Source organism: Halomonas sp. SCS19, from assembly GCF_040147015.1.
In the GTDB taxonomy this organism is placed as follows: domain Bacteria; phylum Pseudomonadota; class Gammaproteobacteria; order Pseudomonadales; family Halomonadaceae; genus Halomonas; species Halomonas litopenaei.
Window position 1 is genome coordinate 2,079,683 of the sequence record NZ_JAMSHN010000001.1, and the last position, 12,843, is coordinate 2,092,525.

13 protein-coding genes are annotated in these 12,843 nt (G+C 62.9%); 11 read left to right on the forward strand and 2 right to left on the reverse strand.

Annotated features, from left to right (window positions below; translation table 11 throughout):
- The first annotated feature begins 196 nt into the window (after positions 1-196).
- The 3 genes from NFH97_RS09040 (at position 197) to NFH97_RS09050 (ending at position 3,109) form a co-directional block, all read left to right on the forward strand.
- Positions 197-1,111 carry a cation diffusion facilitator family transporter gene (locus NFH97_RS09040; protein ID WP_045993874.1) on the forward strand — a complete coding sequence of 305 codons (915 nt, stop codon included), beginning with the start codon at positions 197-199 and terminating at the stop codon, positions 1,109-1,111.
- A 139-nt stretch (positions 1,112-1,250) separates the two neighbouring features.
- Positions 1,251-1,889 carry a DsbA family protein gene (locus tag NFH97_RS09045; protein ID WP_231498567.1) on the forward strand — a complete coding sequence of 213 codons (639 nt, stop codon included), beginning with the start codon at positions 1,251-1,253 and terminating at the stop codon, positions 1,887-1,889.
- The gene (locus NFH97_RS09050) at positions 1,886-3,109 is read left to right on the forward strand and encodes a M23 family metallopeptidase (protein ID WP_197037084.1); all 1,224 of its coding nucleotides are present in this window, start codon (positions 1,886-1,888) and stop codon (positions 3,107-3,109) included. The genes NFH97_RS09045 and NFH97_RS09050 overlap by 4 nt, the downstream gene beginning before the upstream one ends.
- Positions 3,110-3,415: 306 nt before the next feature.
- Here the strand turns inward: NFH97_RS09050 and NFH97_RS09055 are convergent, their stop codons facing one another.
- Positions 3,416-3,874, reverse strand: a complete 459-nt coding sequence (locus tag NFH97_RS09055) for a MerR family transcriptional regulator (protein WP_045993872.1) — start codon at positions 3,872-3,874, stop codon at positions 3,416-3,418.
- Between the two features lie 89 nt (positions 3,875-3,963).
- Between NFH97_RS09055 and NFH97_RS09060 the strand changes: the two genes are divergently transcribed.
- The 7 genes from NFH97_RS09060 (at position 3,964) to NFH97_RS09090 (ending at position 11,384) form a co-directional block, all read left to right on the forward strand.
- The gene (locus NFH97_RS09060; RefSeq protein ID WP_035470168.1) at positions 3,964-6,162 is read left to right on the forward strand and encodes a heavy metal translocating P-type ATPase; all 2,199 of its coding nucleotides are present in this window, start codon (positions 3,964-3,966) and stop codon (positions 6,160-6,162) included.
- Positions 6,159-6,662: a signal peptidase II gene (lspA, locus tag NFH97_RS09065; protein ID WP_035470171.1), complete on the forward strand. Its 504-nt coding sequence runs from the start codon at positions 6,159-6,161 to the stop codon at positions 6,660-6,662. Before NFH97_RS09060 ends, lspA begins: the two co-directional genes overlap by 4 nt.
- Before the next feature lie 34 nt (positions 6,663-6,696).
- Complete coding sequence (gene lnt / locus NFH97_RS09070) at positions 6,697-8,169, forward strand: apolipoprotein N-acyltransferase (protein ID WP_157033094.1); 1,473 nt, start codon at positions 6,697-6,699, stop codon at positions 8,167-8,169.
- Between the two features lie 107 nt (positions 8,170-8,276).
- Positions 8,277-9,266, forward strand: coding sequence for a L,D-transpeptidase family protein (locus tag NFH97_RS09075; protein ID WP_231498568.1), 990 nt, complete (start codon positions 8,277-8,279; stop codon positions 9,264-9,266).
- Between the two features lie 313 nt (positions 9,267-9,579).
- Positions 9,580-10,353 (forward strand): cytochrome c oxidase assembly protein, encoded by a 774-nt coding sequence (locus NFH97_RS09080; RefSeq protein ID WP_071211138.1) that lies wholly within the window; start codon positions 9,580-9,582, stop codon positions 10,351-10,353.
- The gene (locus NFH97_RS09085; RefSeq protein ID WP_035470183.1) at positions 10,331-10,795 is read left to right on the forward strand and encodes a copper chaperone PCu(A)C; all 465 of its coding nucleotides are present in this window, start codon (positions 10,331-10,333) and stop codon (positions 10,793-10,795) included. Before NFH97_RS09080 ends, NFH97_RS09085 begins: the two co-directional genes overlap by 23 nt.
- 10 nt (positions 10,796-10,805) lie before the next feature.
- On the forward strand, positions 10,806-11,384 hold the full coding sequence (locus tag NFH97_RS09090) for an SCO family protein (RefSeq protein ID WP_045993868.1): 579 nt from the start codon (positions 10,806-10,808) through the stop codon (positions 11,382-11,384).
- A gap of 173 nt (positions 11,385-11,557) precedes the next feature.
- Here the strand turns inward: NFH97_RS09090 and NFH97_RS09095 are convergent, their stop codons facing one another.
- Positions 11,558-12,145 (reverse strand): hypothetical protein, encoded by a 588-nt coding sequence (locus tag NFH97_RS09095; RefSeq protein WP_231498570.1) that lies wholly within the window; start codon positions 12,143-12,145, stop codon positions 11,558-11,560.
- Between NFH97_RS09095 and NFH97_RS09100 the strand changes: the two genes are divergently transcribed.
- Complete coding sequence (locus tag NFH97_RS09100; RefSeq protein WP_081919056.1) at positions 12,144-12,392, forward strand: MerR family DNA-binding protein; 249 nt, start codon at positions 12,144-12,146, stop codon at positions 12,390-12,392. The two genes, NFH97_RS09095 and NFH97_RS09100, sit on opposite strands and share 2 nt — an antisense overlap.
- Positions 12,393-12,843: the final 451 nt, after the last annotated feature.

A 12,843-nucleotide genomic window follows, 5' to 3' on the forward strand; every position in this document is an offset into this window, starting at 1 on the left:
TGCGAGTAAGGCTTGGGTATCACAATGGGCTCCTTCCGGGGGCATGGAACATGGTAGCCAACTTGGTACAGTGCCCACTATGCAAAGTTCCGTACTCCTAACCCCGGCTCGGCCTTCAACAGAGTTCGGGCTTGAAGCTTGAGTTGCTATAGGTTTTATACTGCTGGGTCATCAGGTGACACCACAAGGATGACGCATGGGACATCATCACGATCATCCCCATCTTGCCCCCACCTCTGGTGACCGTCGGGTGAGTATCGCCATCTGGGCCAACGGGATATTGACCCTTGCCCAGATCGTTGGGGGCATTCTGGCGGGAAGCCTCTCGCTGATCGCGGATGCGCTGCACAATTTTTCCGACATGGCTGCGCTTGTCATTGCGTTTGCTGCCCGCAAGATCGCGAGACGACCGCCCGACTCACAGATGACGTTTGGCTATGGCCGAATCGAGGTTGTCGCAGCGCTGATCAACTACACCACCCTCATTATCGTTGGCATTTATCTAATTTACGAAGGCTTCATGCGCATGATCGACCCGCCAGAGATTCAGGGCTGGATAGTCGTTATCATTGGCATTGTCGCTCTTCTTGTCGATGCGCTAACGGCCTTGCTCACCTGGTCGATGCAAAAACATAGCGTCAATATCCGCGCCCTCTTCCTGCACAACCTGTCTGATGCCTTTGCGTCCATCGCCGTGATCATCGGGGGCTCACTGATTCTGCTGTATGACATGCGTTGGGTAGACCCCGCGATTACGATCGGTATTGCACTCTATATTCTCTATCTTGCCTTTACGGAGATAGGTACCCCTATCCGGACACTGATGCTGGGCTCGCCACCCGATGTCGATGGTCAATCCGTCATTGATCTCCTGCGCAGCGTCGAAGGGGTTGAGGATGTGCATCATGTTCACCTATGGCAAATGCAGGAGAATACCGCCGCGCTTGACTGCCACGTGGTGACGACGGAAGCCGGCTGGCAGCAGCTCGAGGCGATCAAGGCGGATATCAAAGCTCAGCTGAAAGCGCGCTTTGGCATTGGCCACTCCAGCTTGGAATTCGAGCATATTGATTATGCACATCAGGATGCCAACCTTTATGGGCATGGATAACACGCCACTATTCGCCGACTTAGGCACCCAACAGCGGCTGAGCTCCACTCAGCAGTATCCTGAGCTTTTTTAAACCTAACTCTTTGAAGTTGAGAGAAAAATGTACAAAAAGGCGACGTTTATCCTGGCCGGAGCGTTGATGCTGACGGCCATCATCGTGATCGTGTCGAGGCCCTCGTTGTTGGGCATGGGCGCCGAGACGGCGAGCCGAGAGGGTGCACAGGCCGAGAATTCGCTGGTGCGCGCGCACTCGCCGGTCCTAGGATCGGAAGAGGCACCGGTGACGGTCGTGGAGTTCTTCGACCCGGCCTGTGAGGCCTGCCGTGCCTTCTATCCGCTGACCAAACGCATCCTGGAAGCCTACCCCGAGAAGGTGCGGCTGGTGGTGCGCTACACCCCCTTCCACGGAGACGTATCCGAAACCGCCATTCGCGTGCTCGAAGTGGCCAGGCGCCAGGATGCCTTCCAACCGGTGCTGGAGGCGCTGCTGGCTCGGCAGAGCCAGTGGGCGGCTCATGGCAGTGTCGATGAGGAAGCGATCATGGAGATCGCCAGCGAGGCCGGACTGAACAGAGCCACAGCCGAAGAGCAGCTCAATTCACCAGAGGTACAGGCGGTCTTCGACCAGGACAAGGCTGACGTCGAGGCCAACCAGATCAGCAAGACGCCGACCTTCTTCGTCAATGGCGAGCTGTTGGACCCCTTCGGCATGCAGGAGCTGGTCGACGCCGTTAACCGTGAGGTAGCCGAGGTCTCCGGCGAAGGGGATGCATCATGACACGACGCTGGTTGCTAGCGGGACTGATGGTCCTGAGCCCCGTGTTGGCTGAAGCCCGTTGGCAAGAGCGTGCCGGATTATCACCGGCCAAGCCGGTATCGGCCAGGGCACAAGGTCGCGTCGCCCAAGAGCTCACTGTGGCACCAGGGGATACCCTGGACGCACTGCTGCAGCAGCTTGGCGTGGATGCCGAGATGCGCACCCAAGCGGCGACCTCGCTGGCGAACAGGTTCGACCCGAGACGATTGCTGCCCGGAGATCGTATCACTTTCACCTCTATGGCGACGGGACAGCCGGTGTCGGTGGCCATCGAGCGTGACTCGGGTATTCAGTACGTCGTCACCCTGGGTGAGCGTCCGTCGACGCGCATTGTCCAGCCTCGCCTCGACACCCTGACCTTGGGTCGTGAAGTAGATGTCAAGACGTCACTCTATGCCGCCTTGGAGGCTGAGGAGATACCCAGGCGTTTCGCAGCAGAGCTTGACATGCTGCTGGGCGGACTCATGGACACACGCCGTGATATCGCGGGGGGCGAGCGCCTGCAATTACTGTGGGAAGAAGATCGCCGTGAGGATGGCACTCGAGTCGGGCCTCCCCGTCTGACCTATATGAGGTTGGTTGACCAGGGGGAGCGGCTGGAGGTGCTGTGGCCGGCGGACCAGAGAACCACCGTGATGCTATTTAAAAATGGTAGCCTCTTGGACTCCTTGCAGATTCCGGTTCTCGGCGCACGCCTGACATCTCCCTTCGGCAACCGGCGCCATCCCGTATCCGGAGAGGTCCGACGTCATGACGGTATCGATCTTGCCGCGCCTCGCGGCACCCCGGTCATGGCCACCGCACGGGGGCGCATTTCCTTCATCGGTCGCCGGGGCGGTTATGGTCGTGTCGTCGAGATAGAGCACGAGACGGGCACCATCAGTCGCTATACGCACCTCAGCCGGTTCGTCGCCAGGCTGGCGGTCGGGGACTCCATCAAGGCCGGCGAAAAACTGGGTGAGGTAGGGGCCTCCGGACTCGCCACGGGGCCCAACCTGCACTACGAGGTGAGAGTGGATGACCGCCCCGTGGATCCTCTCGAGGAAGGGCAGCTCATCCTTCTGAGTGAGTCACCCACACGCCAGGAGTATCGCAGCGCACTTTTCGAGGCTCGGACACGTCTGCAAAAAAACATTGGAACGTCCGCTGCTCCCGATCTGGCCGCATTGGACAATCGATAAGCCACCAGGCGGGCTTGCGATGCAACCCGCCTCGGTGGGCACGATCTGCCTATCGTCATGAGACCCTACCGCCTCAGCGGCAATCGCTTCACCCGGGAAGGGGTTATGGAAGGTATCTCGACAGTCACGCTGGGTTTTTAGGCAGCCTCACCGCCGGCGTGATGGTGTATGTCATTGGCCATGAGATCACTCCCGAGACCATCGCAGCGGTCACCAGAACAAGGCGACCCTGGGAGTCTCAATGGAGCATGGTGATCATGCTGCTCCTGAATGTCTCAACTAGGGCACGCTGGGACGCGCAGGAGGTTACCCAAAGTCGTGAGCGCCTTTGTGGGCTGTCTCACTGATACACAGCTGGTGATCACTCAGCACCTCGATGATCCGGCAGCTTTCGACTTTCCCCCCATCACACTGGCTCACCATCCGCCTGAGCTCGTCACGCAGTGCCGAGAGCCGCTGCAGACGTGTCTCCACTTCCTCCAGGTGATGCTTGGCAACGGCATCGACCTCCTGACAGGACATGTCGGGCTGGTCGGACATCGCCAGTAGCTCACGTACCGCATCCACCGAGAAGCCGAAGTCCCGGGCATGGCGAATGAAGGTCAGCCGTCTGACGGCGCGCTCGTCGTAGCGACGCTGACCCCCTTCAGTCCGTAAGGTGTTTTCCAGCAGCTCGATGCGCTCATAGTAACGCACCGTTTCAGGCTGGCAGCCGGTACGGCGAGCCAACTCCCCGATACCGATGGCATGGCTAATCTCCGGCATCCTGATGCTCCTCTTGCATGACTTGAACCTGTAGTTGCTACAGGGATTATGCTTCCGGACAAGATTAAGACATTCGGAGAGGCAGCGCCATGACCGAACCAACGCAAGGCACCATCCCGTCGACGCTGACACTGCAGGTGGAAGGCATGGACTGCGGCGGCTGCGAGCGCAAGGTAGAGGCCGCTCTGGGCCGCCTGGAGGGCATCGGGGAGGTGTCGGCCAGTTCGGTCACCGGATCGGTGAGGATTCACCCTCAACAGGATACGACGCCTTCTCATGAGGCGATCGAGCGGATCCTTAACGAGCTCGGCTACCAGCTTGCCACCGATGATGAGGGAGATGAGGCGGATGCCGCTCCGGCCTCTTGGTGGCAGACCGCCAAGGGACGCTTGGTGCTCGTCACGGGGGGGCTGCTGGCTCTGGCCTTCGTTCTCCGCCTGGTCTGGCCTAGCCTAGGCAACTGGCCCTTCGTAGCGGCCACCCTGGTGGGGTTGGTGCCCATTGCACAAGGCGCCTGGGGTGCGCTGAAGATGCGCAACCCCTTCACCATCGAGATGCTGATGAGCATCGCCGCCTTGGGGGCCCTGGCCATCAATGCCGCCGCCGAAGCGGCGGTGGTGGTCTTCCTGTTCGCCGTAGGCGAGTTGCTGGAGGGGGTGGCCGCGTCGAGGGCGCGACGCAGCATCTCGGCCCTGGCGGACCTGACGCCGTCCACGGCGAGGCTGATGGAGGATGGGGATACCCGTGAGGTCTCGGCCGCCTCGCTCACGCCTGGGCAGCGAGTCCTGGTGCGACCGGGCGACCGCGTGCCCTGCGATGGACGTATTCTGACCGGCGAATCCGACCTGGATGAGTCACCGATCAACGGGGAGTCGGTGCCCCGCACGCGGGCGCCGGGGGACGACGTCTTTGCCGGCACGGTCAACCTCGATGCCGCCCTGGAGGTGGAGGTAACCCGCGGCGCCGAGGACAACACCATCGCACGGGTCATCCGCCTGGTGGAGGAGGCCCAGGCCGCCAAGGCGCCGGTGGCACGTTTCATCGACCGCTTCGCTCGCTACTACATGCCGGCGGTGGTGGGGCTCGCCCTGCTGATGGCGGTGGTGCCGCCGCTGGTCTCGACCATGGCCTGGTCGGAATCGATCTATCGCGCCCTGGCCCTGCTGTTGATCGCCTGTCCCTGTGCTCTGGTGATCTCAACCCCCGCGGCGATCGCTGCCGGCCTCTCGGCGGGCGCCCGGCGGGGCCTGCTGATCAAGGGCGGCGCGGTGCTCGAACAGCTGGGTAAGCTGCGGACGGTGGCGCTGGACAAGACCGGCACCCTCACCGCCGGCACCCCCAAGGTCACCGACGTGGAGGACTGGGCCACTGGCCAGGGCACGCAAGAGATCCTGAGGCTGGCGGCTGGGATGGAACGTGACTCCAGCCACCCCATCGCCACGGCCATCCTCGCCCACGCTGAGCAGTTGGGCCTTTCCCTTCCACTGGCGAGTGAGAGCCGCGCCCTGTCGGGCCGAGGGGTCTCCGGTCGGGTCGAGGGGCGTGAGTTGAGCCTGATCACCCCCCGCCACCTGGCAGAGCAGGCCGCCCTCGATCACGATCTGACCGCTCGGATCGCCGAGCTGGAACACGCCGGCAAGACTCTCGCCGTGCTGGTCGAAGGCGAGCGCCCGCTGGGCCTGATCGCCGTGCGCGATGAACCTCGCGACGATGCCCGGGAGGGGCTGACGGCGCTGTCGCGCCTGGGCGTGCAGGCGGTGATGCTCAGCGGTGACAATGCGCGTACCGTCGCGGCCATCGGTGACAGCCTGGGCATCGAGGCACATGGCGAGCTGATGCCCGAGGAAAAGGCCCAGCGCGTTCGTGACTGGCAGGCCGCCGGCCGAGGCCCAGTCGGCAAGGTGGGCGACGGTATCAACGATGCGCCGGCGCTGGCCGCGGCAGAGGTGGGCATCGCCATGGGCGGCGGCACGGATGTGGCACTGGAAACCGCGGATGCGGCGCTGCTCAAGAACCGCGTCGGCGGCATCGCCGAGCTGATCGCCCTGTCCCGGGCCACGCTGCGCAACGTCAAGACCAACGTCGCCCTGGCGCTGGGCCTGAAGGCCATCTTCCTGGTGACCACGGCGCTGGGCATCACCGGCATGTGGATCGCGGTGATGGCGGATACCGGCGCCACCGTGCTGGTGACCCTGAACGCCATGCGGCTGCTGGGCTATCGCTTCTCGCCAGGCAATAATGCCACGACTGGCTCGGCAAGCCCGCGCTACCAGGAAGCCACGTCATGAGGACAGAGCGGATACCGACAGTGCCGCGCCGCTGGTACTGGTTGGCATTGGCCGTTATGGTCGGCCTGGCCGACCAGGCCATCAAGGGGCTGGTGCAGGCGCTGATGCCGTATGGCCAGACCATCCCGCTAGCCCCGTTCTTCAATTGGGGCCACTGGTGGAACACGGGAGCGGCCTTCAGCTTCCTCGCCGATGCAGGCGGCTGGCAGCGCTATCTCTTCTTGGGCCTGACGGGGATGGTGACTATTGTCCTGACGATCCTGCTGTGCAGGCCCAGGCCCCGTCTGGAGGCGCTGGGGTACAGCTTGATGCTGGGTGGCGCGCTGGGCAATGGCATCGACCGCCTGGTACGAGGGTATGTCGTAGACTACCTGGACGTCTACTGGCATGAGTGGCACTGGCCCGCCTTCAACCTGGCGGATATCGCCCTGTTCCTGGGTGTCATCGCCTTTGCGATTGCGGCCTTACGTGAGCGTCCCTCCCCCAGAGCGTCTGAGTAACGGCATGGATGCAGAGAACCTGCTAGTCCGGTACATGACGCTTGCCGGCCGGATCTCTCCGGCCCTCGGCTGTTTCCTGGCCCTGACCGCCGGGGGACTGACCACTCTCAGCGCCGCGCCCTTTGCGCTGTGGTGGCTGGGCCCGGTGGCGGTGGCACTGGTCTATTCCGGCATCCATGTCCTGACACCCGCTCAGGCCGGCCTCCGCGGCTGGTGCTATGGGGTGGGCCTGTTCGGCTCCGGTGCCTCCTGGGTCTTCGTCGCGATCCACAACTACGGCTATACGGGGGCGCCCCTGGCGCTCTTCCTCACCGGCCTGTTCGTGGCCAGCCTGGCGCTGTTCTTCGCCGTCCCCTTCTGGCTCTATCGCCGCGTCACGGGCCCACGCCTGGCCTTCCTCAGCTTCGCCGGCATCTGGGTACTCAGCGAGTGGCTGCGCACCTGGCTGTTTACCGGGTTTCCCTGGCTGCTGCTGGGCACGTCCCAGGTAGACTCGCCGCTGGCGGCCTGGGCCCCGGTGGGCGGGGTCTATCTGCTGTCGCTGATCACCGCCCTGACCGGCACCCTGGGCGTGGAACTGCTGAGACGACGCTGGTGGGCCGCGGCGCCCATCGCTGTTCTCTGGCTAGCCCCGATGGCCTTGCCGACCCAGTGGACCTTCCCGGCCGGCGAGCCGCTGCGGGTCGCCCTGCTGCAGGGCAACCTGGATCAGGCGATCAAGTGGACTCCCGAGGGGCAGCGCGAGGCGGCCAGTATCTATACGGCGTTGACCCTTGCACAGTCCAACGACCTCGACCTGGTTGTCTGGCCCGAGGCGGCCCTGCCGATGCTCGAGGAGGAGGCCCGGCCAATACTGGAGCGGGTGCAGTCCAACCTCGCCCCCGACACCGCCTTGCTCACCGGCATCCTGCAGCGCGACGGCGGCGACTACTACAACGGCGTGATCGGCCTGGGTAACGCCGAGGGAAAGTACCGTAAGGCGCGCCTGGTGCCCTTCGGCGAGTACCTGCCGTTGGAGAGCCTGCTCGCCGGCACCATCGCCTTCTTCGACCTGCCCATGCCCACCATGACGCCTGGCACCGACGATCAGGAACCGCTGCGCGCCGCCGGAACCACCATCGGTAACGCCATCTGCTACGAGATCATCTATGCCGACCGGGTGGCCGAGCAGGCGCGCGACGCCGAGCTGCTGCTGACGGTCTCCAACGACACCTGGTTCGGACGCTCCATCGGCCCCCTGCAGCATCTGCAGATGGCCCGCCTGCGCGCCCTGGAGAACGGCCGCTATCTGATCCGCGCCACCAGCAACGGGGTGACCGCCATCGTCGATACTCAGGGCCGTGTCACGGCCCGCGCACCACAGTTCTTGGCGACGAGCCTCCGCGGCGAGGCGCTGCCCATGGTGGGGAACACACCGTTCACACGTACCGGTAGCTGGCCGACCTGGGTGTTGGCCGCCTTACTGGTGCTGCTTGGATGGAAACTCAACACACGTCGGTCTGGATGATAATAGTCCAGTCGAAAAGGGAGAGAATAATGGCTTTATCGGAACGTCACTCTAGTACAGCGAGGAAAGGTCCATGGTGGCAGCTCCGAGCACGCTCAGTGGTGGGGGTGCTGGTCGGTTGGCTGGCACTCATTAGCGTTGCTCAGGCCGAAGAGGAGAACGAGTGGCCCCGCGGCCACTATCCGCTGCCTGAGGAAGGCAATGTGATCGGCGACACCTACCGCATAACGGTGGATGATCGAGGAGATACCCTGCTCGATATCGCCAGGCGACACAACCTGGGGTACAGGGAGATCGTGCGCGCCAATCCGGATGTGAGTCTCTGGATTCCCGGCGAGGGTACCGAGGTGACCATACCCGGGCGCTTCATCCTGCCCGATGCTGAGCGCACCGGGATCGTCATCAACATCGCCGAGCTGCGCCTCTACTACTATCCGGAGGTTGACGATGGTGAAACGCCACGCGTTGAGACCTATCCCATCGGCATCGGTCGTGAAGGCTTCGGTACCCCCCTCGGTGTCACCGAAACCACCATGAATATCGAGAACCCTGCCTGGTACCCACCCGAGTCGGTCCAGCGTGAAGCCAGGGCACGCGGTGAGAAGGCGCCCAGCGTGGTGCCTCCGGGTCCGGATAATCCACTGGGGGATCATGCCATTATCCTGGGTTTCGACGGTTACTTGATTCATGGCACCAACCAGCCGGATGGTATCGGCATGCGTGCCAGCCGTGGCTGTATTCGCATGTTCCCTGAGGACATCGAGTCGATTTTCGACCGCGTGCCACCGAACACCCAGGTCCAAATCGTCAACCAACCCATCAAGATCGGCTGGGAGGAAGAGCAGCCGCTGGTTCAGGCATTCCCGCCGCTGGAAGAAGAAGGGCACAGCATGTCCGCGTTGGAAGACACCGTCACACGCCTCAACCAACGCGGTGTCGAGGGCTTGAGCTTCGATGATGGACAGCTTCGCGGCCTATTGGATGACCCCAGCGGTCGCATGGTGTCCCTGAACCCCAAGCCGGCGCCGGAACCGGATAGAAAGCACGACACTGGCTACAAGGGTATCTACGCAGAAATCGCGCTGCGTAGGCCATGACGACGACATGGCGAGTCTTGTCAGTCTCGTGAGCTGACTCGGTCGTGGCTTATCCAAGGTCTATCGCCCTCTGCATGGCCACTGGCGGTGCGTTGGGGCTCGGCCTTCCTCGCCTACCAGGCACCGAGGTGCGGGCTCTGGCTTTGCCTGCGTTTATAGGCCCACCTTGCCGCATGGTGCGGCGGGCTCCTAAGCTCACCATTGGCGTGCCGATTCTGGGGAGGGAAGGGCTATCGAGCTCGACGTCGCTCTGGGCTACCTGCTGCCGTGGGAGTTCTCACTGACCTGGTCGGCGAGCTGCCTGCTGGCCATCGTGCTCTACCTGCGAGGCCTGCGGCAGCGCAGACGGCGCGGCGAGGCCACCGGCGCGGGCCGAATCCTGGCCTACCTGCTGGGTGTCGCCACCATCTATGGCGTCACCCAGACTCATTACGACTACCTCGCCCAGTACATGTTCTTTACCCATCGGGCCCAGCACCTGGTGCTGCATCACGCCGGCCCCCTCCTGATCGCCCTGGCCGCCCCCTTGCCGGTACTGGCAGACGGCTTGCCGACTCGAATCAGACCCTTCCCCGGGTGGAGCCTGGCCGCGCGCCTGCTGCGTCCTGTTTATCGGACTCTGCAGCATCCACTGATCGCCCCCCTACTGTTCGTCGGGCTGATCTATTTCTGGCTGATTCCCGAGATCCACTTCGACGCCATGCTCAGCGCTGATCTCTATCAGGTGATGAACTGGAGCATGGCGCTGGATGGGTTGCTGTTCTGGTGGCTGATCCTGGATCGCCGCTCGCCGCAACAAGGCGGTCTCGGCTATGGCAAGCGTGTCGCCATCCTGTTGGCGGTGATCCCCCCGCAAATTCTCCTGGGCGCCTATATCACCTTCAGTCGCGACGTGATCTTCGATGTCTACGAGGTTTGCGGTCGCGCCTGGCCGCTGGATCCTCTGACTGACCAACTCCTCGGCGGCCTGCTGACCTGGATTCCCGCCTCGATGATGAGTGCCATTGGGGTTCTGATCATTCTCAGCTTTCTGTTCCGTGACGCCCGCAAGGAGGATGCCGCTGATGTCTCTCACGCCACACGCTAGTCTGCCGCGCCTGGCGAAACGCTGGTGCTGGGCCTTCCTGCTGCTGATCGCGACGCCCGGCACGGTGGCTGCTGCCGAACTGCAGGTCAGCGAGGCGCGTCTTCGGCTTCTGCCCGGGGACCTGCCCGCGGCAGGCTATTTCACCCTCACGAATACCAGTGAGAAGGGCGTCACCCTGACAGGAGCGGATAGCCCCGCTTTCGGCAATGTCACCATGCATCGCACTGTCAATCAGGATGGCATCACCAGTATGCAACCCGTCGCCCAATTAGAACTGGCAGCGGGGGAGCAGATCGAGTTCGCACCGGGGGGCTATCATCTCATGCTCATGAAACGGACTCGCCCCCTCGTTGTTAGTGACGACATCGAGGTGAACCTTCATTTCGCCGGCGAGCAGCGACAGCGTGTCACCTTCCGCGCCGTGGCGCCGACAGCACAGTAGGGGGAGCAGGATGCACCGATGGATCATGGCACTATTCGTGACCCTATGGCTTGCGGGCTGCAGCGAGCCGCCTTGGCAGACCAAGGATATCTCGGGGCTCATGCCTCCCCTGGCGTTCGAGCTTGTCGACGAGAACGGCAAAGACGTCAACGCCGATCAGTTCCTCGGCAAGAGCACACTGCTGTTCTTCGGCTTCACTCACTGCCCCGATGTCTGTCCCACCACCCTCGCGCGCCTCGACGCCGCCACCCAACGCATGGATGAGGCGGCGCGCGACGACATTCAGGTGCTCTTCGTCTCGGTCGACCCTCGTCGCGATGACGCCGAGACGTTGCGAGAGTACACGGATGCCTTCGGCCCCCAGTTCATCGGCCTCACGGGGGATAAAGCGGCCCTCGATGAACTGACACGCCGCTATCGGGTGACCTACGGGTATGGCGAAGAGGACAGCGAAGGCAACTATGATGTGTCGCACTCCAGCGCTGTTTTCGCCTTCAATGATCAGGGAGAGGCGCGCCTGCTGATCCGCGACAGCGATCCTATGGAGGCCGTGGTTGCCGACCTCGAAAGGCTTGCCAGCGGTGCCTGAGTAGTCACTGTCCATCGCCCCTATCTTCCGTAGAGGATCGGTACGGTTCAGGGGGCTGCCGAGGGGGGCTTGGCTAGGAGTACGGTGCAAGGTTCGTCGTTGCGCCTTGAGGCAGCCGAACACGACGTTCGATCACATTTTACTCCTGGAAATTGGATGGGGAGCTGCAAGGGCTATGTGTGAGAGGGCTCCGGGATCAACTTGCCTGGCACCCATCTCAGGTACACCACCATGCCGAACAGCTCGACCAGCGACTGGAAGACGATGACCACCACGGCGGCTTGCCAGGCATCGGGCAGCGTCAGGGCGATGGGTAGCACCACGAAGGAGTTGCGTGTGCCGAAGCTGAAGGTCAGAGTCCTGGCTGATGGCGCGGAGAGCCGGAAGAGCCTGCCGAGGGTCTTGCCCAGGATGGCGGCAAAGGCCAGGTAGGCGACGAAGATCGGCAGCACTTGCAGCAAGACCCCGCCGAGGCCGGCCACGGTCGTCACCTGGGAGGCCGCGATGACAAAGACCACCAGTGCCAGCAGGGGTACGGGCAGTAGGCCCAGGCCATGAACCCACCGTCTGGCATTGAGGTGACGCTCGGCCAGCCGCTCGGTCACCCAGGCCAGGGCCAAGGGGGTGAGAATCAATCCCGCGAAGGCGCTGAGGAGGTGGGTGCTGATCGCTGCCTGGAACCACTCCGCGCCCAGAAAGAGCCAGAGATAGACCGGTAAAGCCAGCAACTGCACGAGCAACAGCGCCGACGTGGCGCGCATGAAATTCGTGAAAGCGGTGCAGCGGCTGGGATTCAGCCTGGACGAGATCGGGCAGCTACTGGCTCTGGAGGATGGTGCTCATTGCAGCGAGGCGGCGGAACTAGCGTCACAGCGACTTGACGACGTGCGCGCCAGGCTGGCTGATCTGACCCGCATCGAGGCGGCCTTATCCCGGCTGGTCGATGAATGCCATGTGCATCAAAGAAAGGTGTCGTGCCCGTTGATCGCTGCCCTGCATGACTGGTAGGTCATGACGGGGCTCGTCAATGTGGTGCTGCCAGCTTCTGGCATTCCATGCAGCCATCTGTTGAAACTGACAGTCTCGAAGAACTCCGACATGCGGTGCAGCGAAGACCTTGACAGCTGTTGGCGGCCAGCCGGTCGTCCATGATGGAGTTGATACGGCTGTTGGGTGGAAATTTCATGCGTGGCCGCCGTGGTCAGTGGGCTGTGGGTAGAGACGGCGACGTTATCGCGCCATGCCGCTCTGTGCGGCGTTTATGCCGCTACCTGATGATTTCGTATCTCACGGTATAAAAGCGGCCCGGGGCCGCTGTGCGCCATTTGTAAGGCAGGGGGTGGTGATCGAGACGACAAGTCGCCTCTACTGTCTCGGCCATGTAGCCGCCTGGCTTAAGAAGCCTGAGGTATCACAGCTAACGAGGGGGATCGGGAAGAGCGGATGTCAGAGGTCCGTG

Coding starts and splice junctions, on each gene's coding strand:
- NFH97_RS09085 (WP_035470183.1), top strand. CDS start 10,331: ATGTCTCTCACGCCACACGCTAGTCTGCCGCGCCTGGCGAAACGCTGG.
- NFH97_RS09095 (WP_231498570.1), bottom strand. CDS start 12,145: ATGCGCGCCACGTCGGCGCTGTTGCTCGTGCAGTTGCTGGCTTTACCG.
- lnt (WP_157033094.1), top strand. CDS start 6,697: ATGACGCTTGCCGGCCGGATCTCTCCGGCCCTCGGCTGTTTCCTGGCC.
- NFH97_RS09090 (WP_045993868.1), top strand. CDS start 10,806: ATGCACCGATGGATCATGGCACTATTCGTGACCCTATGGCTTGCGGGC.
- NFH97_RS09045 (WP_231498567.1), top strand. CDS start 1,251: ATGCTGACGGCCATCATCGTGATCGTGTCGAGGCCCTCGTTGTTGGGC.
- NFH97_RS09060 (WP_035470168.1), top strand. CDS start 3,964: ATGACCGAACCAACGCAAGGCACCATCCCGTCGACGCTGACACTGCAG.
- NFH97_RS09100 (WP_081919056.1), top strand. CDS start 12,144: ATGAAATTCGTGAAAGCGGTGCAGCGGCTGGGATTCAGCCTGGACGAG.
- NFH97_RS09055 (WP_045993872.1), bottom strand. CDS start 3,874: ATGCCGGAGATTAGCCATGCCATCGGTATCGGGGAGTTGGCTCGCCGT.
- NFH97_RS09050 (WP_197037084.1), top strand. CDS start 1,886: ATGACACGACGCTGGTTGCTAGCGGGACTGATGGTCCTGAGCCCCGTG.
- NFH97_RS09040 (WP_045993874.1), top strand. CDS start 197: ATGGGACATCATCACGATCATCCCCATCTTGCCCCCACCTCTGGTGAC.
- lspA (WP_035470171.1), top strand. CDS start 6,159: ATGAGGACAGAGCGGATACCGACAGTGCCGCGCCGCTGGTACTGGTTG.